At 62.3% G+C, this 26075-nt stretch carries 26 protein-coding genes, 1 tRNA gene and 1 pseudogene; 19 read left to right on the plus strand and 9 right to left on the minus strand.

The window, feature by feature from the left end:
* Window positions 1-194: 194 nt before the first annotated feature.
* From B9A97_RS28000 to B9A97_RS28010, 3 genes are read left to right on the plus strand one after another with little or no spacing between them, the layout of a single operon-like run.
* Window positions 195-3659 carry a chromosome segregation SMC family protein gene (locus B9A97_RS28000; protein ID WP_084369124.1) on the plus strand — a complete coding sequence of 1155 codons (3465 nt, stop codon included), beginning with the start codon at window positions 195-197 and terminating at the stop codon, window positions 3657-3659.
* Between the two features lie 48 nt (window positions 3660-3707).
* Window positions 3708-4085: a helix-turn-helix domain-containing protein gene (locus B9A97_RS28005; protein WP_084369125.1), complete on the plus strand. Its 378-nt coding sequence runs from the start codon at window positions 3708-3710 to the stop codon at window positions 4083-4085.
* Window positions 4082-4519, plus strand: coding sequence for an Ivy family c-type lysozyme inhibitor (locus B9A97_RS28010; protein ID WP_179145424.1), 438 nt, complete (start codon window positions 4082-4084; stop codon window positions 4517-4519). Before B9A97_RS28005 ends, B9A97_RS28010 begins: the two co-directional genes overlap by 4 nt.
* On the opposite strand, the gene B9A97_RS28015 is transcribed toward B9A97_RS28010, so the two are convergent.
* From B9A97_RS28015 to B9A97_RS28025, 3 genes are all read right to left on the minus strand, one after another.
* Window positions 4514-5671, minus strand: coding sequence for an MFS transporter (locus B9A97_RS28015; RefSeq protein WP_084369127.1), 1158 nt, complete (start codon window positions 5669-5671; stop codon window positions 4514-4516). The genes B9A97_RS28010 and B9A97_RS28015 overlap by 6 nt on opposite strands.
* A 104-nt stretch (window positions 5672-5775) precedes the next feature.
* On the minus strand, window positions 5776-6774 hold the full coding sequence (locus tag B9A97_RS28020) for a VOC family protein (protein ID WP_084369128.1): 999 nt from the start codon (window positions 6772-6774) through the stop codon (window positions 5776-5778).
* Window positions 6775-6857: 83 nt separating this feature from the next.
* The gene (locus B9A97_RS28025; protein ID WP_084369129.1) at window positions 6858-7115 is read right to left on the minus strand and encodes a DUF1127 domain-containing protein; all 258 of its coding nucleotides are present in this window, start codon (window positions 7113-7115) and stop codon (window positions 6858-6860) included.
* Window positions 7116-7308: 193 nt separating this feature from the next.
* Between B9A97_RS28025 and B9A97_RS28030 the strand changes: the two genes are divergently transcribed.
* The 5 genes and pseudogenes from B9A97_RS28030 to B9A97_RS28050 all read left to right on the plus strand — a co-directional run.
* The gene (locus B9A97_RS28030; RefSeq protein ID WP_084369130.1) at window positions 7309-8241 is read left to right on the plus strand and encodes a LysR family transcriptional regulator; all 933 of its coding nucleotides are present in this window, start codon (window positions 7309-7311) and stop codon (window positions 8239-8241) included.
* A 148-nt stretch (window positions 8242-8389) separates the two neighbouring features.
* Entirely contained in the window at window positions 8390-11059 is a 2670-nt protein-coding gene (ppdK, locus tag B9A97_RS28035) for a pyruvate, phosphate dikinase (protein ID WP_084369131.1), read from the plus strand.
* Between the two features lie 40 nt (window positions 11060-11099).
* Complete coding sequence (locus B9A97_RS28040; RefSeq protein ID WP_084369132.1) at window positions 11100-11405, plus strand: type II toxin-antitoxin system RelE/ParE family toxin; 306 nt, start codon at window positions 11100-11102, stop codon at window positions 11403-11405.
* Window positions 11398-11688 (plus strand): addiction module antidote protein, encoded by a 291-nt coding sequence (locus tag B9A97_RS28045; protein WP_084369133.1) that lies wholly within the window; start codon window positions 11398-11400, stop codon window positions 11686-11688. Before B9A97_RS28040 ends, B9A97_RS28045 begins: the two co-directional genes overlap by 8 nt.
* A pseudogene (locus tag B9A97_RS28050) lies at window positions 11679-11840 on the plus strand (putative PEP-binding protein); the annotation flags it as partial. The gene B9A97_RS28045 and the pseudogene B9A97_RS28050, both read left to right, overlap by 10 nt.
* A 4-nt stretch (window positions 11841-11844) precedes the next feature.
* Here B9A97_RS28050 and B9A97_RS28055 read toward each other — a convergent pair.
* A complete protein-coding gene (locus B9A97_RS28055; protein ID WP_244564390.1) occupies window positions 11845-12642 on the minus strand; it encodes a phosphodiester glycosidase family protein in 798 nt (265 codons plus the stop codon).
* 613 nt (window positions 12643-13255) lie between these two features.
* On the opposite strand from B9A97_RS28055, the gene B9A97_RS28060 reads away from it, so the two are divergent.
* The 3 genes from B9A97_RS28060 to B9A97_RS28070 all read left to right on the plus strand — a co-directional run bounded on the left by B9A97_RS28060 (window position 13256) and on the right by B9A97_RS28070 (window position 15332).
* Window positions 13256-13873, plus strand: coding sequence for a hypothetical protein (locus tag B9A97_RS28060; protein WP_084369136.1), 618 nt, complete (start codon window positions 13256-13258; stop codon window positions 13871-13873).
* A gap of 113 nt (window positions 13874-13986) precedes the next feature.
* A complete protein-coding gene (locus B9A97_RS28065; protein ID WP_084369137.1) occupies window positions 13987-14472 on the plus strand; it encodes a carboxymuconolactone decarboxylase family protein in 486 nt (161 codons plus the stop codon).
* Window positions 14472-15332, plus strand: a complete 861-nt coding sequence (locus tag B9A97_RS28070; protein WP_084369138.1) for a sigma-70 family RNA polymerase sigma factor — start codon at window positions 14472-14474, stop codon at window positions 15330-15332. The genes B9A97_RS28065 and B9A97_RS28070 overlap by 1 nt, the downstream gene beginning before the upstream one ends.
* Before the next feature lie 10 nt (window positions 15333-15342).
* On the opposite strand, the gene prmB is transcribed toward B9A97_RS28070, so the two are convergent.
* On the minus strand, window positions 15343-16260 hold the full coding sequence (prmB, locus tag B9A97_RS28075; RefSeq protein ID WP_084369139.1) for a 50S ribosomal protein L3 N(5)-glutamine methyltransferase: 918 nt from the start codon (window positions 16258-16260) through the stop codon (window positions 15343-15345).
* A 109-nt stretch (window positions 16261-16369) separates the two neighbouring features.
* Here prmB and B9A97_RS28080 point away from each other — a divergent pair, with 109 nt between their 5' ends.
* Window positions 16370-17188 carry a pseudouridine synthase gene (locus B9A97_RS28080; RefSeq protein ID WP_084369140.1) on the plus strand — a complete coding sequence of 273 codons (819 nt, stop codon included), beginning with the start codon at window positions 16370-16372 and terminating at the stop codon, window positions 17186-17188.
* Window positions 17189-17234: 46 nt separating this feature from the next.
* Here the strand turns inward: B9A97_RS28080 and B9A97_RS28085 are convergent, their stop codons facing one another.
* Entirely contained in the window at window positions 17235-18038 is an 804-nt protein-coding gene (locus tag B9A97_RS28085) for a class I SAM-dependent methyltransferase (RefSeq protein WP_084369141.1), read from the minus strand.
* A gap of 254 nt (window positions 18039-18292) precedes the next feature.
* Between B9A97_RS28085 and B9A97_RS28090 the strand changes: the two genes are divergently transcribed.
* Window positions 18293-19189 carry a hypothetical protein gene (locus B9A97_RS28090; protein ID WP_143530754.1) on the plus strand — a complete coding sequence of 299 codons (897 nt, stop codon included), beginning with the start codon at window positions 18293-18295 and terminating at the stop codon, window positions 19187-19189.
* A 135-nt stretch (window positions 19190-19324) separates the two neighbouring features.
* Window positions 19325-20251: a DUF1499 domain-containing protein gene (locus B9A97_RS28095; protein ID WP_084369143.1), complete on the plus strand. Its 927-nt coding sequence runs from the start codon at window positions 19325-19327 to the stop codon at window positions 20249-20251.
* A 36-nt stretch (window positions 20252-20287) separates the two neighbouring features.
* Here B9A97_RS28095 and B9A97_RS28100 read toward each other — a convergent pair whose 3' ends face one another.
* The 3 genes from B9A97_RS28100 to B9A97_RS28110 all read right to left on the minus strand — a co-directional run bounded on the left by B9A97_RS28100 (window position 20288) and on the right by B9A97_RS28110 (window position 22206).
* Window positions 20288-21217: an MBL fold metallo-hydrolase gene (locus B9A97_RS28100; protein ID WP_084369144.1), complete on the minus strand. Its 930-nt coding sequence runs from the start codon at window positions 21215-21217 to the stop codon at window positions 20288-20290.
* Window positions 21214-21510 (minus strand): cupin domain-containing protein, encoded by a 297-nt coding sequence (locus B9A97_RS28105; RefSeq protein ID WP_084369145.1) that lies wholly within the window; start codon window positions 21508-21510, stop codon window positions 21214-21216. Before B9A97_RS28105 ends, B9A97_RS28100 begins: the two co-directional genes overlap by 4 nt.
* Before the next feature lie 135 nt (window positions 21511-21645).
* Window positions 21646-22206 carry a DJ-1/PfpI/YhbO family deglycase/protease gene (locus tag B9A97_RS28110; RefSeq protein ID WP_084369146.1) on the minus strand — a complete coding sequence of 187 codons (561 nt, stop codon included), beginning with the start codon at window positions 22204-22206 and terminating at the stop codon, window positions 21646-21648.
* Window positions 22207-22420: 214 nt separating this feature from the next.
* Here B9A97_RS28110 and B9A97_RS28115 point away from each other — a divergent pair.
* From B9A97_RS28115 to B9A97_RS28130, 5 genes are all read left to right on the plus strand, one after another.
* Window positions 22421-22495, plus strand: a tRNA-Gln gene (locus tag B9A97_RS28115).
* 471 nt (window positions 22496-22966) lie between these two features.
* Window positions 22967-23290: a hypothetical protein gene (locus B9A97_RS29630; protein WP_143530755.1), complete on the plus strand. Its 324-nt coding sequence runs from the start codon at window positions 22967-22969 to the stop codon at window positions 23288-23290.
* Window positions 23283-24206, plus strand: coding sequence for an SLATT domain-containing protein (locus B9A97_RS28120; protein ID WP_084369147.1), 924 nt, complete (start codon window positions 23283-23285; stop codon window positions 24204-24206). Before B9A97_RS29630 ends, B9A97_RS28120 begins: the two co-directional genes overlap by 8 nt.
* A gap of 150 nt (window positions 24207-24356) precedes the next feature.
* Window positions 24357-25169 carry a hypothetical protein gene (locus tag B9A97_RS28125; protein ID WP_084369148.1) on the plus strand — a complete coding sequence of 271 codons (813 nt, stop codon included), beginning with the start codon at window positions 24357-24359 and terminating at the stop codon, window positions 25167-25169.
* A 533-nt stretch (window positions 25170-25702) separates the two neighbouring features.
* Window positions 25703-25897: a hypothetical protein gene (locus B9A97_RS28130; RefSeq protein ID WP_084369149.1), complete on the plus strand. Its 195-nt coding sequence runs from the start codon at window positions 25703-25705 to the stop codon at window positions 25895-25897.
* Window positions 25898-26075 lie beyond the last annotated feature (178 nt).

A 26075-nucleotide genomic window follows, 5' to 3' on the forward strand; every position in this document is an offset into this window, starting at 1 on the left:
AAAACTGAACTGGCCATCCCGTCGAACAGACATCAAATCCCCTCAAATCGCTGCAAACCAACTGAATCACATCAGCCGAATTTTGCAACAGTCCCCTTGAGGGGGAGATGCCCGGCAGGGCAGAGGGGGGTACACTTGCACCGCAGTTTGCCCTCTTCCTCTTGCAACTATCTGCGGACCAAGAGGACTTCCCCATGAAGTTCAACAAGCTCCGTCTTCTCGGCTTCAAGTCCTTTGTCGAACCGACCGAATTCATCATCGAGCCCGGGCTGACCGGCGTTGTCGGGCCGAATGGCTGTGGCAAGTCCAATCTGGTCGAGGCCCTGCGCTGGGTCATGGGCGAGAATTCCTACAAGAACATGCGTGCCTCGGGCATGGATGACGTGATCTTTTCGGGATCCGGCAACCGGCCCGCGCGCAACACCGCCGAAGTCGGCCTGTTCCTCGACAATTCCGATCGCACCGCGCCGGCCGCCTTCAACGACCAGGACGAGATCCAGGTCACCCGCCGCATTGAGCGCGAGAATGGCTCGGTCTATCGGATCAACGGCAAGGAAGCCCGTGCCAAGGATGTGCAGCTTCTGTTTGCCGATGCCTCGACCGGCGCGCGCTCGCCCTCCATGGTGGGGCAGGGCCGCATTGGCGAGCTGATCCAGGCAAAACCCCAGGCGCGGCGGCAATTGCTGGAAGAGGCGGCGGGTATTTCCGGCCTGCATTCGCGCCGTCACGAGGCCGAACTGCGCCTGCGCGCCGCCGAAACCAATCTGGAACGGCTGGAAGACATCACCACCCAGCTCGAAAGCCAGATCGAGAGCCTGAAGCGCCAGGCCCGCCAGGCCAACCGCTTCAAGATGCTGTCGGCGGATATTCGTTCCCGCGAGGCGACGCTGTTGCATATCCGCTGGGTCCAGGCCAAAGAGGCCGAGGGCGAAGAGGAAAGCGCACTGAACCAGGCAACCTCCATCGTCGCCGAAAAGGCCCAGGCGCAGATGGAGGCCGCCAAGACGCAGGCCGTCGCCAGCCTGAAGATGCCGGAACTGCGCGAGGAAGAGGCCCGTGCCGCCGCCGCCCTGCAGCGCCTGCAGATTGCCCGCGCCCAGATCGAGGAAGATGCCGGTCGGCTGTTCCGTCGTCGCGAGGAACTGGCCCGCCGCCTGGCGCAATTGGACGAGGACATCCGCCGCGAGGAGCGGATGGTCGCCGACAATGCCCAGGTGCTGGATCGCCTGGCCGCCGAAGAGGCCGAGCTATCGGAACAACTGGCCGATAGCGGCCGCCATGGCGAGGAAAGCCGCGCCGCCTTCGAGGCCGCGGCCGCTACTCTTGCCGACAGCGAGCGTCGCTTCGCGGCCCTGACAGCCGAGCGAGCCGAAGCCTCGGCCGGCCGCAACCAGTTGGAGCGCACGATCCGCGATCTGGCTGAGCGCCGCCTGCGGCTGGAGCGCCAGACGGAAGAGGCTGTCCGGGAGTTGGAAGTGATTGCCGAAAAGATCGGCGTGCTGCCTGACCCTGAGGAAAAGCGTGAAATCGTCGAGGCGGCGGAAGAAGCCCTGAGCGAAGGCGAGGCGTCGATCCTGGCCATCGAGGACGCGCTGGCCTCAGCCCGCCGCGCCGAGGCCATGGCGCGCCAGCCGCTGGACGCCGCCCGCAACAGGCTGAACGCCCTGGATACCGAAGCGCGAACCATCGCCCGGATGCTCGCGACCGCAGCCGCTGCCGGCGCCTATCCGCCCGTTGCCGATGACATCACCGTTGATCGCGGTTTCGAAACCGCCTTGGGCGCCGCCCTTGGCGACGACCTGGATTCGCCTGTGGATGAGCGCGCGCCGGCCTATTGGCTCGTGAATGGCGACGCATCAGCCGATCCGTCCTTGCCGGCGGGCATCCCCACGCTTCTTTCCCATGTCGCGGCCCCGCCGGCGCTGAAGCGCCGTCTTGCCCAGATCGGTGTTGTTGGCTCCGCCGCAGAGGCCCGCGCGCTGATGCCGCAATTGCAGCCGGGACAGCGCCTGGTCACCCGCGATGGCGCCGTCTTCCGCTGGGACGGCCATGTGGCAGGCTCAGAAGCGCCAAGCGCTGCCGCCCTGCGTCTTGCGCAGAAGAACCGCCTGGCCGAACTGGAAGACGAGAAGATCGAGGCGGAAGACCGCATGATCGAGGCGGAGGAGCATTTGTCCGCCGCCGGATCGGCCGTCGCAGCCGAGGAACAGCGCCTGTCCGCTGCCCGCGAGCTACAGCGCGGCGCCATTCGCGCCCTGGCAGAGGCCCGCGAGGCCTTGGCCCAGGCCGAGCGCGCCTCTGGCGACCTGATCCGCCGCCGTGCGGTCATTGAAGAGGCCGAAAGCGGGTTGCGCGCCCAGATCGAGGAAACCCAGGGCCAGGAGGAAGATGCACGCATTGCGCTGGAGGATACGCCCGATGTCTCCGATATCGACGCCCGCCTGCGGGATAGCCAGGTGGAGGTTGCCACCGGCCGCGGCCTGCTGGCCGAGGCGCGCGCTGCCTATGAGGGGCTGAACCGGGAAAACGAGCAGCGCCGCCGCCGCCTGATGGCAATCGCCCAGGAGCGGGAAACCTGGGCCGACCGCGCCCGCAGCGCCGAGCAGCATATCGCAGCGCTGCGCGAGCGCGAGGCGGAAGCCCGCGACGAGATGGCGGAACTGGATCTCGCGCCCGACGAGTTCGAGGAAAAGCGCCGCGCCCTGATGAACGAGCTGGAAAAGGCCGAAGCCGCCCGCCGCGCCGCCGCCGATCGGCTGGCCGAAGCCGATACCCGCCAGCGCGAGGCCGACCAGAAGGCGGCGACCGCGCTTTCGGAACTGGCCGAGAGCCGCGAACGCCGCGGCCGCGCCGAGGAACGGCTGGTGTCCGCCCGCGAGCGCCGCAAGGAAGGCGAGGAGCGCATCCGCGAGGCGCTGAACGTGGCCCCGCTCGAGGCCTTCCGCCTGACCGGCCTGAAGACCGGCGACCCGACGCCGGATCTGCGCGAGGTCGAGCGCGAACTGGACCGGCTGAAGATGGAGCGAGAGCGTCTTGGCGCCGTCAACCTGCGGGCCGAGGAGGAGCAGAAGGAACTGTCCGACAAGCTGACAGCGCTGATCAAGGAACGCGACGACGTGATCGACGCGATCCGCAAGCTGCGCGGCGCGATCCAGAGCCTGAACCGAGAGGGTCGCGAGCGCCTGGTGGCGGCCTTCGACGTGGTCAATGCCCAGTTCCAGCGGCTGTTTACCCACCTGTTCAACGGCGGCACAGCCGAACTGCAACTGATCGAAAGCGATGACCCGCTGGAAGCCGGCCTCGAAATCCTTGCCCGCCCGCCGGGCAAGAAGCCGCAGACCATGACGCTCTTGTCCGGCGGCGAGCAGGCGCTGACGGCGATGGCGCTGATCTTTGCCGTCTTCCTCACCAATCCAGCGCCAATCTGCGTGCTGGACGAGGTGGACGCCCCGCTGGACGACCACAATGTCGAGCGCTACTGCAACCTGATGGACGAGATGGCAGCCTCCACTGCCACCCGCTTCCTCATTATCACCCATAACCCGATCACCATGGCCCGCATGAACCGCCTCTTCGGCGTCACCATGGCCGAACAGGGCGTCAGCCAGTTGGTCTCCGTCGACCTGCAGACGGCCGAGGCGCTGCGGGAAGTGGTGTGATCGTTATTCCCGGTCGCCGATCGGCGTAAACTTGGAAAGGCAATCGACATGGATATTCAATCCATCAGGACATTGGCCGACGAAGGTGAATATGAAATGGCGCTGAAAGCCGTTCGGCCATATTTTGATCAGGAGCCGGACGCCGGCACGCCGGAGGCCGCGCATTTCGATGCGCTTTGTCTTCTCATCGAGGAATACGAGCGGCGTCATTATCCCATTCCGCGGGCGAAGCCGGTCGATGTTTTGAAATCGGTGATGGCGGCTAACAACTACACACGCGCCGACCTGATCGAGATTATCGGCTCGAAGGCGCGCGTTGCGGATTTGCTCAACGGTCGGCGCGAAATGAACCTGGATCAGATCCGCAAGATCAGCAGGGCTTGGCATATTCCAGCGGGTGCTCTGGTCGGAGATATCGCTGCTTGATTAAATCCGCTCGTATTCTTCCGTCCCTCACATGTGTGTCTATCCTGATCGCAACGCCTCACGTCGCGCTGGCCGAGGGAGACAAGCTCTCCGGCAACTACCTGTTCGAGGTGCTGCAGCGTTCCAAACCGCATGAGGAGACGCTCTCCGGGCTGCTGCGAGGCAAGCGCGGGCTACCCACCTGGGTGAGGGGCATGGCCAGCAAGGGAAATTATGTGGCCTCGGCCTCCGAGCAGGTCACGGTGGATGGCGTGGCAATGGAGCTGTTTTCGGTCTGCCAGCCGCATAACTGCTCCGACAGCCAGGTGAAGCTGCTCTATTCCGCCGATGGCAAGACGGCCTATGTCCGCGTGATCGATGCCAAGCTTGGCGAGCACATCTTCGGTGACCCGAGCCAGGCACAGAAGGCCCCGCTGATGCGCCAGGGTTTATGACCTTGCGATGACAGGGGCCTTGCGCGCCAGCGCCGGGCTCGCCAGGATCGATCCGAGGACGAGCGGCAGGCAGGCGAGATAGATGCTGCGGATGCCGAAATGCTCCGCGACGAAGCCGAGCAGCGGCGGCGCGAGGAAGAACACCACGAAAGCCATCTGCGCCACCGCCGCGACATTGACGACCGCCGGGCGATCGGTGCGCAGCGCCGCCGCTGAAACGGCCATGGGATAGACCGCGCTGCAGCCGGCGCCCATCAGCGCAAACCCGACAAGCGCGACAAAGGGGAGCGGCGCGAGCCACACCAGGGCGATGCCAAGCGCGGCCAGTGACAGCAGCATCACGGCCACCATGACCGGGCCAATACGATCAACCACGGGGTCGATCAGCAGCCGCGCCAGCGCCATGAAGAAAGCAAACAGCGTCAACCCCGACCCGCCGATAAATGGCGTGGTGTCAAAGGCGTCGCGCATATAGATGGCCGACCAGTCGATGCCGGCGCCCTCGATCAGGAAGGCCGAGGTGCCGATCAGGCAAAGCGGCAAAAGCCCGAGCGTCGGCAGGGCAAAATGCGGCGCTGCCTGCTCATCCCTACGGATGATCTCGGGGGCGTTGCGCATGCCGGCCATGGTGGCGGCGGCGAGGATGGCGACGAGCCCGAGCACGACATGCATATGCGTCTGCATGCTGATCTCGGCCTGGCGGATCACCGATGCCATGACCGCCGTCACGAAGAAGCCGAGGCTCCAGCAGCCATGGGCGCGGTTCATGATGCCGAACCCGACCTGCACCTCGATCCGCCCGATCTCGACGTTCAGCGCAATCTCCAGCGCGCCGGCCAGCAACCCGAGCAGGAACAGAACCCCGAACACGGCCCGCGCATCACCCAGCAGCGGAATGACGGCGAGAAGGCCGGCCACGCCCAGGAGACAGATCGTCACCGTATTGCGGGTTCCAAGCCGCACGATCAGCGGCGAGGAGAGTGTCAGCGAAATGAGCGAGCCGATGGCCATGCCGATCAGGGTCAGCCCGAGTTCCGCCTTGTCGACGCCGAGATGTGCCTGGAGATCCGGCATGCGCGAAAACAGCGAGCCGGTCGACGCCGCGAACAGGAAGAACGAGATATAGATGCGGTGTTGCGGTTTCAGCAGCATGACATGACCTTGATCAGGCGGGAATCCGCCGGGCAGTGCTGCAGCTACAGGATGTCCGTGACCAAGGCCAGCCGTGCAAGCGTGTTTCCGGTACGCCCGTGCTGTCAGGCCCTGAAAAGCCGCACCCGCGTACCCCAGGGATCCACGGCTTCGATCCCGCCTTCGATCTCCGTCAGCCGGTAACCGGCCTCGGCCAGCCGCTGGCGCTGGCCGTCCAGCAGGCTGCCGTCGGTGATCCGCAGCGAAAACCAGTCGAGGCCCGTGGCCTTGTCGTCGCGCTGGCCGGCGTCCCGGCTCTGCCAGACATTGGTGCCGAGATGATGGTGATAGCCGCCCGATGACAGGAAGGAGGCGCCGCGCTCGTCGGAGCCGGCGGTCACATCCATGCCCACCCCTGCGCGATAGAAGGCGCGCGCGGTTTCGAGCGCACCGACCCTCAGATGCATATGGCCAATGCTCAATCCTGCCGGCGCGATCGTGTAGTCGTCGCGATCGGTCCTGACGCCGGTCTTGATGATGATGTCATCAATATTGAGCTCGTTGGTGCCCATGGTGACCCGGCCCTCGCTCCAGCGCCATCCGTCCTTCGACCGGTCGGAATAGACTTCTAGCCCATTGCCTTCGGGATCGGCCAGATAGACCGCCTCCGACACGCTGTGATCGGCAAAGCCGACCAGCGGCACCTCGGTGCGAGCCACATGCACCAGCCAGGATGCGAGATCGCGGCGCGTCGGCATCAGGAAAGCAATGTGGTAGAGCCCCGCCTGGTTTTGCCCTTCGATCGCGGCATCCGGACGCGAGAGGAGATGCAGCAGCGCCATGCCACCGGCGCCAAGCGTCACCTGATCGGCCCGCTCCGAAATCACCTCCAGCCCCAGCATGGCCTGGTAGTAGGCCTTGAGCTTGGGCAGGTCGCGCACCCGCAGCGCCGCCTCGCCGACATGCATCGGCGTGCTCAGCGCAAAGGGGATGTCGCTTTGCGGCGCCTTCAGCCCGGTCTGGACCGCGATGCCTTCCGCCCGCAGCGCGCCCGCCATGGCGGCGGCGAGTGTCGTGGCACCGGCAAGTTTGATGAGCTGGCGGCGGGTGGCCCTGGTGTGCATGGGATGCGGATCTCCGGTCGGGGTGGTTTTCAGCCGATCTACAGGCTGCGACCGTTCACCGCATCTCACGTTCGCGTGTGTTGTCAGGCCTTCCAGAACGGCAGCTTTGCCTGCTTCTCGGCCTCTGCGCGGGTCAGGCCGAAATCCTCCAGCACCTCGGGCGGAAAGGTCGGGAGATCGCGCCGCATGGCCTTGCGCTCGCGGTAGCGCAGCCACCACAGCTCAAGCGTCGCGACAAGCCGCGCGGCGATGGCGGGGCGGGGACGGCGGGCGGCATAGAGCCGGGCCTGCAATTCGGCGGGGCTGACGATCAGATTGTCGGCGGGTCGTATGGCATTCATGGGCGTTCTCCTTTCCTAGAGCGCCGTGCGTCCGAATGGACGCACACAGGACGCTCGAATTTTTTGACCGAGCACATCGGCTTGAAAATCGATCCGATGTGTTTGGGATGATGGAACAATACGCCTATTCCCCAGATAAAAAATTGAATAATATGAATGGGACCTGTGAATAAAAGTGACAGATTACCATTCCATGGAACAGCTGCCGCCGCTCGCCTCCCTCATCGCCTTCGATGCGCTCTATCGCACCGGCTCGGTCACATCGGCGGCGCGGCTGCTTGGCCGCACCCACAGCGCTGTCAGCAAGCAGCTGCATCACCTGCAGGAACACGCCGGCGTCGAGCTGTTTCGCAAGCAGGGCACGGGGCTGGAACTGACGGCGGAGGGCAAGGGCTTTGCCCGCACCGTCGTCAGGGCCTTCGATGATCTGCGCAACGGCTATGGCGCGCTGAAGCGCTCCAGCGACGATGCGCCCGTCACCATCGGCGTCAGCGCCACCTTTGCCCGCGTCTGGTTCATCCCCACGGTCTCGCGCTTCAATGTGGATTATCCCGAGATCGATATCCTGATCCGTTTGGTCGGGCCGCTCGGCAGCCGCGAGCTCGATCCGTCGCCGGACCTGGTGATCTCCTGGGACCGGCTGCTGATGCCGTTGCGCGACGATCCCTTCGCCATATCGCTGGGCGATGTCGAGATGGGCCCCGTGCTGGCGCCTGGCCACCGCCATGCCTGGGATGGTTCCACGCTGGATTGCGCCACCCGCATCGACCGCCGCGGCGCCGAGGTGGTCTGGGAAAACTGGGAGCGGATATCGGGCCATCGCTTCCGCGCCGACCGCATCACAGCCTACGACCATTCCTATCTGGTGTTCGAGGCTGCCCGCATGGGCATGGGCGCCGCCATGGCGCCGCGCTTCCTGGTCGCGGACGAACTCAGCTCCGGCGCGCTCGTGGCACCCGCCGGCTTCCTCACCTTCCGCAACGGCTTCTATGTCCGCCCCCACGAAACGCGGGAGGGGCGGCTGTCGCGCAATGCCCGCATTTTCCTGGACTGGCTGCGCGACAACGCCCGCCTGCCATCCTCAAACGCGCCCGCCGGCCCGGCGGCTGAAGGCCCTGCGTGGTGATGCCGAAGGGGGGCCAAGGCGCCGCCTTTTTACCATCCCGCCCGATTTATGATGCAATGCAGCATTAATCCCTGAAGGGAACGTTTTCAATTTTCGGCACATGCTGTAAATCTTTGAAAAAAGACAATTCGGGTGGAGCATTTTTAAGATGGTGAAGTGGGTCTACACCTTCGGCGGCGGCAAGGCGGAGGGCCGCGCCGTGGATGCCGATCGGCTGGGGGGAAAGGGCGCCAATCTCGCGGAGATGGCTTCTCTCGGCCTGCCGGTTCCGCCGGGTCTCACCATCATCTCGGATGCCTGCTCCTGGTATCACGATCACGGCCGCGCGCTGCCCGATCAGATGAAGGCCGAGGTGCTGCAGGGCATCAAGGGCATCGAGGCCGAAACTGGCCGCGGCTTCGGCGATAGCCGCAATCCCCTGCTGCTCTCGGTCCGCTCCGGCGCGCGCTCCTCCATGCCCGGCATGATGGATACGGTGCTGAACCTCGGCCTGAACGACGAGACGGTGCAGGCGCTGGGACACATCTCCGGCGATGCCCGCTTTGCCTGGGATAGTTATCGCCGCTTCATCCAGATGTATGCCGATGTCGTGATGGGGCTGGACCACGAGGTGTTCGAGGAAATCCTCGACCATGAGAAGGCCCGCTTCGGCCATGAACTCGACACCGAACTGACGGCGGTGGAATGGCAGCACGTCACCGCGCTCTACAAGGACGTGATCGAGCAGGAGCTGGGCGAACCCTTCCCGCAGGATCCCGACGTGCAGCTCTGGGGCGCGATCGGTGCCGTCTTCGCCAGTTGGAACAACCCGCGCGCGGTCACCTATCGCCATCTGCACAACATCCCCTCGGCCTGGGGCACGGCGGTGACGGTGCAGGCCATGGTGTTCGGCAATCTCGGGTCCAGTTCCGCGACCGGCGTTGCCTTCACCCGCAATCCGTCCACCGGCGCCAAGGAACTCTACGGCGAATTCCTTGTCAACGCGCAAGGCGAGGACGTCGTGGCCGGCATCCGCACGCCGCAATCCATCACCGAGGCCGCCCGCATCGAAAGCGGCTCCGACCGGCCCTCGCTGGAAAAGGTCATGCCGGAGGCCTTTGCCGCGTTCCAGACCATCTGCGAACGGCTGGAATCCCATTATTGCGACATGCAGGACCTGGAATTCACCATCGAGCGCGGCAAGCTCTGGATGTTGCAGGCGCGCGCCGGCAAGCGCACCACCCGCGCGGCGATGAAGATCGCCGTAGACATGGTGGCCGAAGGCCTGATCGATGAGAAGGAAGCCGTGTCCCGCATCGAGCCGTCCTCGCTGGACCAGTTGCTGCATCCAACCATCGATCCGCGCGTCTCGCGGGAGGTGATCGGCTCGGGCCTGCCCGCCTCGCCGGGGGCGGCGACGGGCGAGATCGTCTTTACCGCCGAAGAGGCTGTCGAGGCGGAGGAGGAGGGCCGCAAGGTGATCCTCGTGCGCGTCGAGACAAGCCCTGAAGACATCCATGGCATGCATGCGGCCGAAGCGGTGCTGACCACCCGCGGCGGTATGACCAGCCATGCGGCGGTCGTCGCTCGCGGCATGGGCATTCCCTGCGTCGCCGGCGCCGGCACCATGCGGGTGGACCTGCGCAGCGAAAAGCTGATCGGCATCGGCGGCGTGACGCTGAAGAAGGGCGATATCGTCACCATAGACGGCTCCTCCGGCCAGGTGCTGAAGGGCGCGGTGCCGATGCTGCAGCCGGAACTCTCGGGCGATTTCGCGCAGATCATGGAATGGGCCGACAAACTGCGCCGGATGACCGTGCGCACCAATGCCGATACGCCCACGGATGCCCGCGCCGCCCGTTCCTTCGGCGCCGAAGGCATCGGCCTGTGCCGCACCGAGCACATGTTCTTCGAAGGCGTGCGCATCCATGTGATGCGCGAGATGATCCTGGCCGAAGACGAAAAGGGCCGCCGCGCGGCGCTGGACAAGCTCCTACCGATGCAGCGCTCCGATTTCACCGAGCTCTTCACCATCATGCATGGCCTGCCGGTGACCATCCGCCTGCTCGACCCGCCGCTGCATGAATTCCTGCCCAAGAGCGACGAGGAGATCGCCGAAGTGGCCGCCGCCATGGCCATGTCGCCCAAAATGCTGAGGCAAAGGGTGGATGCGCTGCACGAGTTCAACCCCATGCTTGGCCATCGCGGCTGCCGGCTCGCCATCTCCTATCCGGAAATCGCCGAGATGCAGGCCCGCGCCATCTTCGAAGCCGCCGTCAATGCCGCCCGCCAGACCGGTGAGCCCGTGGTGCCTGAGATCATGGTGCCGCTGGTCGGCCTGCGCTCCGAGCTTGATTATGTGAAGGGCGTTATCGACCGGGTGGCGACCGAGGTCATGAAGGAGGCGGGACTTGAGATCTCCTATCTCGTCGGCACCATGATCGAGCTGCCGCGCGCCGCCATCCGCGCCCATATCATCGCGGAAGCGGCCGAATTCTTCTCCTTCGGTACCAACGACCTGACCCAGACCACCTTCGGCATCTCTCGCGACGACGCCTCGGCCTTCATCCCTACCTACCAGAAGAAGGGCATCATCGAGCACGACCCCTTCGTCTCGCTGGATTTCGACGGCGTTGGCGAACTGATCCGCATCGCCGCCGAACGCGGCCGCCGCACCCGCCCCGACATGAAACTCGGCATCTGCGGCGAACACGGCGGCGACCCCGCCTCGATCCACTTCTGCGAGGATGTCGGGCTGGATTACGTCTCGTGCTCGCCGTTCCGCGTGCCGATCGCGCGGTTGTCAGCGGCCCAAGCGGCGATCAAGGCGGGGCGGTAATATACGCAGGCTTGCGCAGTTGTAGTTTTTGGACGACAATATGTTCGAGTTGAAGCAGACCGAGACTTTTCGAAAATGGCGCCTCGGTCAGAAGGACCGCCGAGCCGCTGGTTTGATTGCCTCTCGCCTCGACCGCTTGGGGTTCGGGCATGCCGGAGATGCTGCCTCCGTCGGGGAGGGCGTGCAGGAACTTCGCCTGCATTATGGCTCCGGCTACCGCATATACTTAACGCAGCGAGGCGCCAAGATCATTCTTCTCCTCTGCGGCGGAGACAACGGCAGCCAGGCCCGCGACATCGAGGCCGCCAAACGCCTAGCTCGGATATGGAGCGACATCGATGACTGACATGATTACGGACTACGATCCGGCCGAAGATCTTGATACTCCCGAAGCGATTTCCGTCTTCGTCAATGAAGCGCTGCAAACGGATGATGCCGCCTATATCGCCCATGCGCTCGGCGTCGTCGCCCGCGCCAAGGGCATGGCCGGCATTGCGCGTGAGGCGGGGCTTTCACGCGAACAGCTTTACCGGACGCTTTCCAGCGAGGGAAATCCGACGCTGAAGACGACGTTAGCGGTAATGAAGGCTTTGGGGATATCGCTGACGGCTGACGTGGCCCCGACATGAAACTCGGCATCTGCGGCGAACAGGGCGGCGACCCCGCCTCGATCCACTTCTGCTGGCATGTGGGGCTGGACTATGTGTCGTGCTCGCCGTTCCGCATGCCGATAGCGCGGATGTGGGCGGCCCAGGCGGCGATGAAGGCGGGGCGGGGGTAGGGCTTCACTTGCGTCCTACCGTCAATGTCATCGGCAGTGCCCACGGCACGTCGAAGGGCGCGCGCAGCAGGTGAACCTGTCCCTTGTCGAACTGCGATTCCCATTTTGCATGGTGCTTTCGGGTGAATCCCTCCAGCCGAACGCTTTGGCTGGCAATCGGGCCGCCATCGAGATTTAACGCCAACTTCAGGTCGAGAGGCGCGTTTTTCAGGAACACCGCCAGCCGGGCCAGGGAAAAGAAGGCATCTTTCGTGGAGCCGATGATAATGCGGCCGCTACCATCCTGCCCGAGAAAAGTCCGGTTCGCGAGCCAGCGGCTTTCTGGCGCCGTGCGCGTTTGTCCATCAGCGCCGATCAGCATGGGATACGCGATCATGGCATTTTCAGCGCCTGCGAATACCTGCTTCCAGTCCTGCCCTGCCAGATCGACCAGCCGCGCCCCTTGCGCCGAGGCCACGAAGGCCCCCGCCCGGGCGTCATACTGTTCGGGTCCGGAGGGCTGGCCCTCGCTAATGATCGGCGTCGCCGGCAGTCCCATGTTGTCATAGTAGGAACTGTTGACGATCAGCACCTCATCGGGCAAGGCATGCTCCCACTCGTCGATATTCATGCTGCCGGTCGGGTCGTTGCGAACGGTAAAGCGGAACCTGCCGGGATCCACCCGGTTGAGCAGCAGCCGATCAACTTCCGCTCCATTGACCACAACGGGCATTTCCGCCACCTCGAAGCCCGGTTCGACCTCTCGCCAGACAAATTCACCCGGCTGCGCGTCAGCCAGGTTGTCCGTCATCGCCAGCCGCATCGAAGGCGTCAGCCGCGCATCATCCGGCATCATCGTCTCCCAATACGAGCCGCCGCGCCGAAGCAGCACGTTGACACCATAGACACCATGTCGCTGCCAGAACCAAGTGCCAACGGCCGTCGCTGCGACCACAGCAACAAGCGCCGTGACGGCAACGACTTTTCTACTTGTTAAACTGGCCATTGTTCCCCGTTCGACACTCCATCATCTCTGGAATAGGCAAGGGTCTTGCAGTCAAATTTAAGGCCGGAATTCACATGCGCGGCGGCATTTCCATGGCGCCACGCGATCGCTCTCTTGCGGATTACCACGTGCCGCGACGGCAACAGATAGCGGCGCGAGAACACGGCCCTCAGCCGCTCGGCATCGCCGACCACGCCGCCTCGATCCACTTCTGCTGGAATATGGAGCTGGACTACGTGTCGTGCTCGCCGTTCAGGGTTCCGATCGCGAGATCGTCGGCGGCGCAGGCGGCGATCAAGGCGGGGGTGGGGTGGCTTAAAACTGATTGCGTGCGATTGAGAACCGGAAAACGGTTGTACCGCCTAGCCCGGCCTTGCTCGAACCTCTGTTGTCAAATACTTCTGAGGGCTGATTTACCTGGGGCGCCCCCATGCTAACGAAATCGAAGCTGCTCTTGTTAGATAGCGACGAAAGAGCCTTCCTGTTGGTTGGTGCGTACATCGGGCACTTCGCACTTCTTGAAATGGGTATAAACAATGCTATCAAGACTGTTCTAAATCTTAACACTGCGGCATCGCTGATCGTCACCCGCAACATGACGTTCGACGAGAAAATCAAGAACCTGCGCGCGTTGGTGCAGTTTTTTATCTACGATAAAGAAAAAGCTAAGAAGTTCGATAAGTTAGCAAAAGAGGCCCGAAATATTAGCGAGTTAAGAAACATCATCGCTCATACGCCCTTTTACGGAAGTCAAACAACAGATGGTGTCAGATTTTTCGTTACCAAGGCAAGCAGTTCTCTCGAAATAGAGAACTTGGATTGGTCAATTGACGAGTTTATCGAGCGAATTGATCACGTACGGCAGACAGACAACGGCTTGAGGGAAATTGAAAAAAGCATGTCCCTGCAGAGAATCGCAGAGGCACTTAGCGAAAGAGATATCCCCCCCTTTGGCGGTTTGCTGGCCCTGGGCGCAACTATGTTGGCAGATCAAGCCGAAAGTCTGCTTGATCCACCACTGACGCTGTCAAAGGAAGATGAAGAGTGATTCGGAACGATCTGGATTAGGTCACCAACACCCGCCAAAAAATCCCCCGCCCATGTCACATTGACCATTCCCCGCTCGTCATGATCTCGTAGCCAATAGAAGGAAACGATATTATGACTGCAAGACTTGATCCCTTTGCCGTAGCACCTGCCTTGATGAAGAAGTGGATGGCGGTGTCGCTCGATGTGGCCGGCAGCCTGGAGCCGAGCCTCACCGAACTCGTCAAGATCCGTTCGTCGCAGATCAATGCCTGCGCCAATTGCCTGAACATGCACACGGCCGAAGCCCGCGCCAAGGGCGAGACGGAGCAACGCATCTATCTGCTGTCCGCCTGGCGCGAGGCGCCGTGCTATACGGATCGGGAGCGTGCGGCGCTGGCCTGGACCGAGGCGCTGTCGCGGCTTTCCGAAGGGCATACGCATCTGGCCGCCCGCCAGGCGCTAGAGGCGGCATTCTCGCAGGAGGAGCAGGTGAAGCTGACGCTGATGATCAATGTCATCAATGGCTGGAACCGGCTCGCCGTCGGCTTCGACATGTGGATCGAGACGCCTGCGACCCCGGCGACCTCTGCGAGCCAGGCAACGGGAGTTGCGGCCTGATGCAAGCGACAAGCGAGACCGATGCGGCGGCGAGTTTCGATCCCCTGCGGCGCAAGCTGATGCGGCTCGCCTATCGCATGCTGGGCTCGGTGTCGGATGCCGAAGACATGCTGCAGGAGGCCTTCATCCGCTGGATGAGGGCCGATCGCACTGAGGTTCGCGAGCCGGAAGCCTTCCTGCGACGGGTCGTCACCCGGCTCTGCCTCGACCAGCTGAAATCGGCCCGCCACCAGCGGGAGACCTATATCGGCCCCTGGCTGCCGGAACCCGTTGTCGAGGAAGAGGACGAGCCAGATGATGTGACCCTGCCGCTGATGCTGGCGCTGGAGCGACTGTCACCCTTGGAGCGGGCGGCGCTGCTGCTGCACGATGTCTTCGGCCAGCCCTTCGAGGAGATCGCCGCGACGCTGGACCGGGACGTGGCCGCCTGCCGGCAACTGGCTGCGCGCGCCCGCCGCAACGTGCGGGAGGCGCGCAGCCGCTTCACCGTGGACGCCAAGCGCGGGCTGGAAATGGCGCAAGCCTTCTTCGAGGCCTCGCGCAGCGGCGATATGTCGGCCCTATCCGCCATGCTGGCGGCCGATGTCGGCCTGCATTCGGATGGCGGCGGCAAGCGACCGGCGGCCATTGCCCCGATCCTCGGGCACGAGGCCGTGATGAAGGTGCACACCTATCTCTCGCAGAAGGTCTGGACGCAGGGCTCTGATCTGCTTCTGGTCGGCCTGGTCAACGGCCTGCCGGGCTTCGTCACCCGCGAGGCGGATGGCGAATTGCAGACCACGGCGCTTGAGATCGTGGACGGCGCCATCACCGCCATCTATGTCATGCGCAACCCCGACAAGCTGCGGCATCTGCATTGAGACCGGGGCCTCACTCCACCCCCAGCGCCTCCGCCGAAATCCAGAACACCGCGTCCTGGGATTCGGCGGTCTCCAGCCAGGTGAATTCCAGATGCGGGAATTCCTCTTCCAGGATCTCGCGGCCGGAGCCGATTTCGCAGATCATCCCGCCTTCGGGGTTCAGGAAGGCGGGGGCCTCGTTCAGCAGCCGGCGCACCAGGTCCAGGCCGTCGGTGCCGCCGTCATGGGCAATCACGGGCTCGGCCCGGTGTTCGGGCGGATAGCCTTTGAGCGCGTCGTGATCCACATAAGGCGGATTGGTGATGATGAGGTCATAGGTCCGGCCCGCAAGCGGCGCGAACAGGTCGCCATGATGCAGCGTCACCTGGTCCTGCACGTCGTGTTCGGCAAGATTAAGCGCTGCCACCTCCAGCGCATCCTCAGACAGATCCACCGCATCGACCGCCGCCTGGGGGAAGAACTTGGCCGCGAGCACGGCGAGACATCCCGAGCCGGTGCAGATATCGACGGCCGTTTCCACCGCCATCGGGTCCGGCAGCAGGTTGGAGCCGGCGCCGCCGAGATATTCGGCAAACAGGATCTCGCCGATATGCGAGCGCGGCACGATCACCCGCTCGTCCACATGGAAGCGCACGCCCTGGATATAGGAGCGGCCGGTCAGATAGGCCGAGGGCTTGCGGGTCGTCACCCGCGCCTCGATCCGCTCCGCCAGCAGCAGGCGCTCGGCGGGCAGCAGCCGGGCGTCGAGAAACGGGTCCAGCGTGTCGATCGGCAGGTCGAGCGAATCGAGCAGCAGGAAGGCGGCGTCGTCGCCCGCCGTGGTCGTGCCATGGCCATAGGCCAGGTCGGCGGCGTTGAAGCGGGATATGGCATAGCGCCAATAGTCACGCAGCGTCACCAGTTCGGCGGCAATTTCGTCTGGCTTCACGGGAACCTCGCTTCGGGCGCTGTTTGAAATTTTGGCTGGACGCGGCAGGCTTTAGAATGGCAAGGCGAAAGGGTCAACCGATCCCCCATCACGCGCCAGGGGCAGTGCGATGAAAAACACCCTCAAGGGTCAAAATAAGGCCGGAGAACCGCGGCGGCGGCAAACCCCATCGCGGCAGCAGGCCCCGGAGGGCAAGCGGGCAACCGTGGCGCGCGCGCTCTCCAAGCTCGGCTTCTGCTCGCGCAGCCAGGCCGAGGCGCTGGTGCTGGCCGGCCGCGTCGCTGTCGGCGGCCGCGTGACGACGAGCCTGGAAACCTGGGTCGATCTGGAAACGGACACGATCACGGTGGATGGAACGCCCGTTGTCGCCGAAGCGCTGGTCTATCTCATGCTCAACAAGCCGCGCGGCCTGGTCACCACAAGGCATGATCCGGAGGGCCGGCCGACGGTGTTCGATTGTCTTGAGGGCTATAGCAACGCCCATATCTCGCCCGTGGGCCGGCTGGACAAGGCCAGCGAAGGCCTGCTGCTCTTCACCAACGACACGCAGTTCGCCCAGGCGCTGCTTGATCCCGAGACCCACGTCGCCAAGACCTATCATGTGCAGATCGACCGGCTGGCCGATGACGCGCTGATTGCAGCGCTGCGGGCGGGTGTGGTGCATGATGGCGATAGGCTCAGCGCCAGGAGCGTGCGCCTGTTGCGCGAGGGCGAGAAGAACGCCTGGCTGGAAATCGTGCTGGACGAGGGCAAGAACCGCCAGATCCGCCGCATGCTGGACGCAAATGGCGTCGATTGCCTGCGCCTCGTCCGCGTGGCGATCGGCGATGTGACGCTGGGCGAGCTGGACAAGGGCACCGTGCGTCCGCTCACGCCGTCAGAACTGGAGAGCCTGCGCCGCGCGGTACAGCGCCGCGCCGGCCGCTGACGCCCCGTCCGGCCGCATCATAAGCGACGCAGCCGGACACCCGGGATCAGCTCGTCACGCGCTTACGGGCGATCACATGCACATATTCGACGCTGCCGCTCCAATCCGCGTCGATGCGCTCACCATCGCGGTTGAAGACCTCGATGACCTCGGCAAAGCCGGCCTCCCTGAGCTGGCCGATCAGATGCGGATAGGTCGTCGTGTGCACCATGATGCCGAAATCATGGGCGCCATGCATCAGGATCGCGTGGTCCGCGGCCCGCACCTCCAGCGCGGCATGGCGACGCGTCCGCACGGCTTTCAGGATGCCGCCTTCGATGAAGCGAAACAGGCGGAAGCTCAGCCGCAACGGGTCGAGCGTCCATTCGATGTGGCGATAGTCCGGCAGCTTGGAAAAGCCGTCCCAGTTCCGGTGAAAGGTAGAGAAGACGAACTGCCCGCCGGGTTCAAGCACGCGCGCCACCTCCCGCAGCACCGCCATCCGCCCCTCCTGGTCGACGGAATCGATGCCGTTATAGCTGAAGTTCACGAGATCGAAGGCGCCGTCAGGCAGGGCGGAAAGGTCCCGTGCATCCATGTGCCGGAAGGTCAGGGACGGGTGGTTGCGGCGGGCAAGCTCCACCATCTCGGGCGTATAGTCGATGCCGAGATAGTCGCCCTTGCCCTGCAGCAGCCCCGCCGTGCGGCCGCCGCCGACGCCGATATCAAGCACGCGCTTGGGTCCATCCGCTGTCGCGCGGTCAAGCACCACGCGCTCGCCCTCGTCGATATAGCCCTTGCCGCGCCCATATTCGCGCAGCGCCCAGCTATTGCTCCAGGTCTGTCTGTTAATGTCTTCCATTCGATGCATGGCAGGCTCCACTTCGTCCTTGGAAAACCCGAAGCTAGCACCGAAGTTTCCGCGCCTGTGCTAAAGCTTAAGAAGGGGTTAACCGGTATGGTTAAGCCACAATTATTTTTGAAACCCTGGGGGTGCAGGCGCGATGAACTCCGCCGGTCGCGCGCGGGTCTTCCGTCCGCCTCGTGGCGATGGCATCTAGGATGCTCAACGAATCAAGCCCCGGCGCCGGGGCAGCGCGGCTTGGCAAGGCAGGGATGCAAGGGATGACGAAGCAAGGCAAACCCTCGGGGCCACGGCCCGGCCAAGCCGAGGCCGCTGCCGCTCAAAGCCGGGCGGAACGCCGCAGGGCTGAGCGGCAGGCGCGGGCACCATCGCCTGTATCCCCGGGCCGGATGGCAGCCTTGTCGGCCAAGGCCGCGACCACGCCGTTTCGCATCGCCGCCGGCCTCTTCCTGTTCGGCCCGCTGTTCCTGCTGCTCTCCCAGGCCATTCCCCACGACTATGGCTTCCTGGAACTGGGTGGCCTCTTCACCCTTTCGGTCTATGATCTTGTCCTCGCCATCCTCGGGCTGTCGATCGGCTCCGCCATGGCCGAGACGGCGGCGGATCTCAGGGCGATCTGGCTGACCTTCGCCGCGATCATGCTGGTCATGTTGTTGTTCTTCGATCCGATCTTCGTCTTCATCCGCACCACCCCGCTCGGCGACGTGCTTTACCTCATCGCGCCGGTGGCCGTGGCGTCCGCTGGCCTGGCGCTGTGGCTCAAGGGCGCGCCGCGCCGCTACGCCATGGTGGCGGCATCCGGGCTGGTGGCCTTTTCTTTGTCGCTCTTCATCGGGCTGGATGATCTCGGCGTCGGCATTGCCGATTTCGCCTCCGGCGCGCTGTTCTGCGCGCTGTGGCTCTTGGTCTCGCCCGGCCTTCTGCTGCGCCAGTTCCGCGGGCCCTGGCTCATCATTCCCTCGCGCATCATCGGCAGTTGGCTGGTGGTCATCGCCATCATCGTCACTGTCTCGCTTTATGTTCCGATGCCGGTGGTGGCACCCCCGCCGCCGACCGATGGCCTGCAAAGCGGCCCGCTGTCGGATGGCACGCTGCTTGAAATCCCGCTGGACGACCAGGGCGTTTCTGAGGACAGCCCCCCAACGCCGGAGCAATAGGCGAGGGGTGCCGACCGAGCCTCGATTGGGCGCTGGCTCGACACTCCCCCGACCGGGCCTTGCGGCTCAGGGTGGTCACGGCTAAACAGAATCACCCGCCCCAAAGGCGTCTTCCAGAGCACCGGTGCCCGCCCGATGACCATCCGCTATGACCGTCCCGTGTCCCACTCGGCTTTCCTGGCCCGGCGGCTCGGCTTCTTCGCCCTGGTCGTGCTGGTGGCGGTCCTGCTGGCCCACCGGTTCGGCCCGCTGACGACGCCCGATACGCTGGCACTCTCCACCCTCTCTGTGGCCGCGGCTGGGCTTGCGGTGCCGCTCGCCGTGATCGGCCTGGTCCGGCTCTGGCAGGTCGGCGCCCTCGGCGGTGTGGCGGCTGGTAGGGCGCTTCTCTACAGCGCGCCGACGCTGGCCCTTACCCTCTACGGTCTTTATCTCTACGAGACACGACCCGCGATCTACGATGTCTCAACCGATACGGTGGACGCGCCGAACTGGCTGCGTCAACCCGATGCGCCGCAGCAATGGTTCCCGCGCGAGCCAGTCACGCCTCAGATGCGCGAGGCGCAGGTGCTGGCCTATCCCGGCCTGACGGGCCGCCGCTACGAAGGCGCGCTCGATCGCGTCTATGAAGCGGTGACCAAGGTCGCCGATCTCAACGGCTTCGATATCGTGCAGTCGCGCGGGCAGGAGTTCGCCAAGCCGGAATTCCAGCCGCCAAAACCCGAAGCGGTCGAGGGGCAGCCGGAAAACGGCACCTTTGATCCGCGCAACGTGCCGCTGCCGCTGCCGCGGCCCGATCCGGCGCTGGTGCCCGTGCCGCCCGTGGACGACCTGCCACCGGAGCAAGTCGGGGTGGTCCGCATCCAGGCGGAGACGCGCACCCTCGTGCTCGGCCTGCGCTATGATATCCTGATCCGGCTGCGGGAAGAGGCGGAAACCACGCTGGTCGATATCCGTGTTGCCGCACGCTACGGCCCGCGCGACCTCGGCATCGGCGCCGACATCGCCCAGCATTTCCTCACCGCGCTTGATGCCGAATTGCTCGGCATCGCCGGCGATTGATGCGTCCGTCAGGCTAATGCTGGCGGACAGGGAGCGTCAGCCCGGCACGTAGATGCCGCCCAGCCTTGCCGGCCCGTCGGTGACGACCTGGCCCTTGTCCACCAACTCTTCCAGATGCGCCAGCACGGATAGCGCCGCGGCGCCATGCAGCCGCGGATCCGTGTCGCGATAGATCGCCTGCACCATCTCGGCAATCGACCGGTCGCCGGCGCGGATGCGCTCCAGTACGGCCCGTTCGCGCATCCGCCTATGGGTGCGCAAGCCCCGCAGGAAGGCCGGGGGATCCTTGACCGGACCGCCATGGCCCGGAAAGAACACCCGCTCATCGCGCGCCAATAGCTTTTCCAGCGAGGCCATGTAATCGGCCATCGACCCATCCGGCGGCGCAACGATCGAGGTGGCCCAGGCCATGACATGATCGGCAGAAAACAGGATGCCGCGACCGTCGAAGGCAAAGGCCACGTGATTGGCCGCATGCCCTGGCGTCAGCACCGCCGTCAGGCTCCAGCCGTCACCCTCGATGCGCTGCCCGTCCGCCAGCGCGATGTCGGGCACGAAGTCCATGTCAGAGCTTTCGCCGAACGGGTTGGTCTCACCCTCATGCAGCGGCCGGGCGGCGCGATGCGGGCCTTCGCCAATGATGAGCGCACCGGTCGCCGCCTTCAGCCGCCGCGCCAGCGGCGAGTGGTCGCGATGCGTATGGCTGACGGCGATATGGGTGACCTCGCGTCCCTCAAGCGCCGCCATCAGCGCCTGGAAATGCGCGTCATCGTCAGGACCGGGATCGATCACGGCGACCGAGCGGTCACCGACGATGTAGCTGTTGGTGCCGTGAAAGGTGAAGGGACCGGGATTGTTGACGGTCACCCGTTGCACATGCTCGGCGATCGGCACGACCTGACCATGAGCCGGTTCGAAGCTGAGGTCGAATTCCGGGCGATCGTCTGTGTCGGAAGAGGCGTTCATTTGGTCTCGATTTCGATGAAGGACATGGGCTGGTCGCCGCCATTGACGACATTATGCGCCACGCCGGCCTCGCGGCGATAGACCTCGCCGGCGCGGCTGGTGACCCGTCGCTCGCCCTCGGCATCTTCGATCAGGAAATGGCAGTCCGTCATCGGCACCACGACATAGCCCAGGCCGTGCACATGGTGGCCGGTTGCGGCGCCTGGTTCGAAATCCCAGCGCGTCACCCGCACCACGGCGTCATCCATCAACAGCGTGGCGATAGCGGGCGGGCGGGCGGAATATCCGGGCATGGGCATGTCCTGCGTGAGGGGCGGGAAGTGAAGTCGAGCATCGTTATCCGGCGATCACGCGGCGCCGTAAAGCACAAAATGCCCCGCCTGCAATGAGGCGGGGCATAATCTGTTTGCCTGAATGGCGGAATTCGATCAGGCTGCGCGGCGCTCGTGGCGGCCTTCCTCGATTTCCTCGACGATCTTGGCCACGAACGGCTCGAGATCGGCAGGCGAGCGCGAGGTGACGATGCCCTTGTCAGTCACCACGGCCTCGTCACGCCAATCGGCGCCGGCGTTTTTCAGGTCCGTCTTGATAGAGCCGAAGGAGGTTGCCTTCCGGCCCTTCAGGGCATCGGCCTCGACCAGCAGCCATGGACCATGGCAGATCGCGGCAACCACCTTGCCGGAGGCGACGAAATCGCGCACCAGCTTCACGGCACGGGGATCGTTGCGCAGAAGGTCGGGATTGATCTGTCCGCCGGGAATGACAAGCGCATCGAAGTCTTCGACACGGGCCTCATCCACGAGAATGTCGACATCGAGCGTGTCGCCCCAGTTCTTCTCGTCCCAGCTCTTGATTGGTTCGGCCTTCAGCGACGCAATGGTTGCGGTGGCACCGTGCTGTTGCAGCTTCTCCAGCGGAACGCGCAGTTCCGAGCGCTCATAGCCATCGGTGGCCAGGAACAGCACGCGTGCGGACTTGATCGAAGGCATGGTGATTCTCCTTGAACTGTTGGGATTTTGTTTGCCGTAACCAACGCATGGCGCGCCGGATCGTTCCCTTGCCCGTTAATAGCGGCCTCTTCGGCCCGTTATGCAGGAGACTGGCAGCGGAATTATCCACAAAAGCGCATCGGGGTGGATTGCCGCTGGCTTTCGCCTTTGCTATCAGACGGCGCTTCGAAGCGGTACGATCCGCTTAAGATGTTGGGGCGTCGCCAAGCGGTAAGGCATCGGTTTTTGGTACCGACATTCCCAGGTTCGAATCCTGGCGCCCCAGCCATATTTCCTTTATGATTATTTTTCAATTACTTATATCGCGCTGCGTACCCCAAGCTGTACCCCGTTATGTACCCCAAACGCGGCCAACCTCAACACCGTTAACTACCTCTCCAGCACTGTTCGCGTAGTTGAGATCGACAGCGAGCCACGGCTCGTTGCGGATAATGTCTGCCGAGTCCTTAACTTAGGTTGGGATAAGGCCAACGGCCTGTACACCCCGAGCCGTATTGTTGAACACCTCAACCCGGATCAGAGAGCTAGCATCCAGTTTGCTAACCGTGGTCAGCATTTCCTAAGCGTCATTGAGTCCGGTCTCTATAAGGTCTTCATGCGCTCCTACAAACCAGAGGCCTTCAAGTTCTAAAATTGTGCTATATTAATTAGCGTTGCGAGAGGGCAGTGTCGTGTGGGGAATTGCCAAGCGGGATACCAAGCCGTATCTGTTCCAAGGCGATTGGGAGGGGCTGAGAATATGACTAATGGTGAGAAATTTGCTCCAGGTACAGAGACTGGTATTGGCTTGCGTCTGAGCCACCAGATCGCACGTCGACTGGAAAATTTGAATGTAGAGGTTTTCGTTTTTGGAATTTCGGAAAACGATGTTGATCTCGCCGTCTTGACCGATGATGACGTATCACCACTATTTGTTGTGGAGGCTCTCTCTGGTACCCTTCTCGACCTATCCATTCAAGAGGGACGGCTAGTCACTTGCACACCGATAAAACGGTCCAAGTTCGCACGCGCTGATACAGCTTTTGTAAAAAACGTGATTTCCGCACGAGCCGAATATGCTTAAGCCTGAGATCAATGCATATTTGCAGGCTGCGCTGAATTCCGAGCGCCATGGCGACTATCGGTCGTGTATTTCGTTGCTTTGGATAAGCGTGCGACGAAGCATTTTCTCGCACCTCGACGAGAAAGGTATTGTGTATAAATCCACTGAAGATGCTGTTTTCGAGTTCATTCGAAAGTGCCCCCGGAGGGATGTGGCGCAATCTTTAGTTGAGCTCTATCACGTCTCCATCATAGTCGAGTTTGACGACCATGATTTTTCGGCGAGCCCGTATGTTTTTCGTTCCGTTAGCGCTGCCAAGGAAGTGCTTTCTTGGTTGTCAGGTAACGTTCCAAAATACACCCTCGCTAAAGAAAAGCTCCTCTTGGAATTGGATGAGCACATAAACGATTGCCGGTGGTCTTTGACATGTCACTTCCATGCATCCGATGTTTTTGCAAAGCGTCAAGACTATTTCGTAAGCTATCCACTCGTCGTATCCACGGCTCTAACTGCCTCCCTCGGCCTCGATTCCCTGAAAGGACTGACTGACTATCTTGGTCTTGGTTCCGCATTGATTGTTCCAGTTACCCAGGTGATCGCGTTCGGAGGGTTGGCGCTAAGTCTGCTGAATGCAGCAATCAATTGGAGTCTAAGGTCGCAAAGACATCGTGTGGCCGCGAATAAGTACATTCGCGTTAGGCGTGACGCGAAGCAGATCAAACTTGAGGTGTTAGCGGTTGATGGTGACCTTAATCTAACGGCCGTAATTTTGGAAAAAATTAATTCGATCAAGATCGAGTTGAATAATGCCGCTGAGGAGGCGCCAGATATCCCAGATTGGGCCTTCAGACATGCAGCTAAGGAAATAGGCAATGAAAATCTAAATATTTCCAAATCCAGTTCAGGAGTTATTTTTTCTGACGTTGTGCAGGATTAATATAAATGAAAAAATAGATGTCCCGGTAAAGAAGGTAAATCACGCTGTTCTTGTCCTGTAGAATACCCCTCTTCCAGTGAGCAGATTCCTTGATATTCTTGGTGATCAGCTTTTCGTCTGCAAATTGTGTCTATGCTAGGGGGAACATGAATGTGGCAGGCAATTACCTATGTGACGTCTGGTCTAACGCTTGCAGCATTTGTTGCAGCACTGGTGGCGGCGGTGATCCTGCGACAATCCCGCAGGTTGGAGTCCCAGCTCAAATCCGCTGACTCTGATAAGAAGGTCGAGTTGATCAAATCGACCATCGTGCTCTTCGACGTCGATACGGAGAGACTTTCGGAAGCACAGCGCTATGACATTGTGATCAAACAATTGGCAATGAAGCAAAGCCAGTTTTCTTGGTACATTGGGCTGGCCGCATTCGCGGGGCTTCTATTCGCCGCTTTCGCCTTCTATTCAGTCTCTCAGCGATCCTCTAGTGCGTCGATGGTCTCATCCACTTCACCGTCCGACGTTACTCGTTCTGCAATGGAAGCATGCTCTAGTGGAACCACTGAGTCGCCAAATGCGTCAAGTGTTATGGTTGAGCAGGCCAAAATGCTGTCTCAAAAACCCATGAAGCTGAGCCTAAGTTGGTCGGGTAGCCTTGCAACCCAGCAAGCAAAGAATTCGAGGTCTGAAGTTCTTGACGCATTCGTTAAAGATGGACTGTTATTCATCAGATATGACTGGCAGAATGGTTTGATTGCTATGAAGCCGGTCATGGAAGCTGGCACTGTACCGTACGTCCTTTACGAGGGTCTATGGCGGCAGGCTAATGGCACCGGTTGCATCGAAATGCATGTCGCGATACCTGAGATGTGGCAGAGCACGCCGCAAGGCAATCTTGGCGGGGGCATATGGTTCGATAGGTCTTCTCGGGAAGGTGGCTGGTCATTGAAGCTAGAGGCAGGAACGTAAACCTCAAACTGAGCGTGACAAGTGAAATCGGGGGAGTAACATTCTCCAAGACTGGGTCACCCGTGAATTCCTGGCCGCGATCCGTAAGGATGGCATGCACCCGTCGATGAGGAGAAGGTGAAGGTCGGCGACCTATTACAACCTGCCTGATGTGGGTGTGTCCGCTCTTTCGGCTTTTCCACCGCGGAACTAATTTCACAGAAGCGCGGCCCCGGAGGTTTTGTTGTTACCCGGATTTTTCGGTGAATGCTCATACGGAAAGCGGGGCTCACATGGAAGTTGGGGGCGCAAATCTGCGCCAGTAACCCAGCAGAATCCCTCAATTTGAGGAAGAGCCCACATCGGATAGATCGCATCCGAAGTTGCCAATCGCATTCCATCTCAAATTCCATCGCATCCGATCTATCCATGTATGGATATATATAATTGAAATTACAACATTTTATGACTTTACGCCTGACTCTGGCCCGCGTTATCCAGCCTCCGTTCTGGCCGGAACGTGATCATTAGCAACAGCATGGCTACGGACTGAAATGGAAATCACATTCAGCATTGGACACTTCACGCTCAAAATCGAAATCCTCGGCTTCATCGACTTCCTCGTGGAGACCAACAGTTTCGAGATCGCCTTTGACCGTCGCCACCGGTTCGAACACCCAGACGGCAAGATGAGGCGCTGGGATTTCGTCAGGAAGACCGGAAGGGCCGCAGAGACGGCAGCGGTCTGAGATGTGATAGAGGAGCCCTGCTGGTCCATCTGGCGGGGCTCCTGGCTTTTCGGGCCTATTGACGTGGGTGTCCCGAATTTTCTGGAGACCCCTCCAACCTCACCGTACTCTCCACCCCCGCCGTTCTCACATGTCCAACCTGCATTGCAGGATGAACAGTCGAGGTGCGCTCAGTTTT

It is taken from the genome of Rhizobium sp. RU36D, assembly GCF_900176345.1.
Lineage (GTDB): Bacteria > Pseudomonadota > Alphaproteobacteria > Rhizobiales > Rhizobiaceae > Allorhizobium.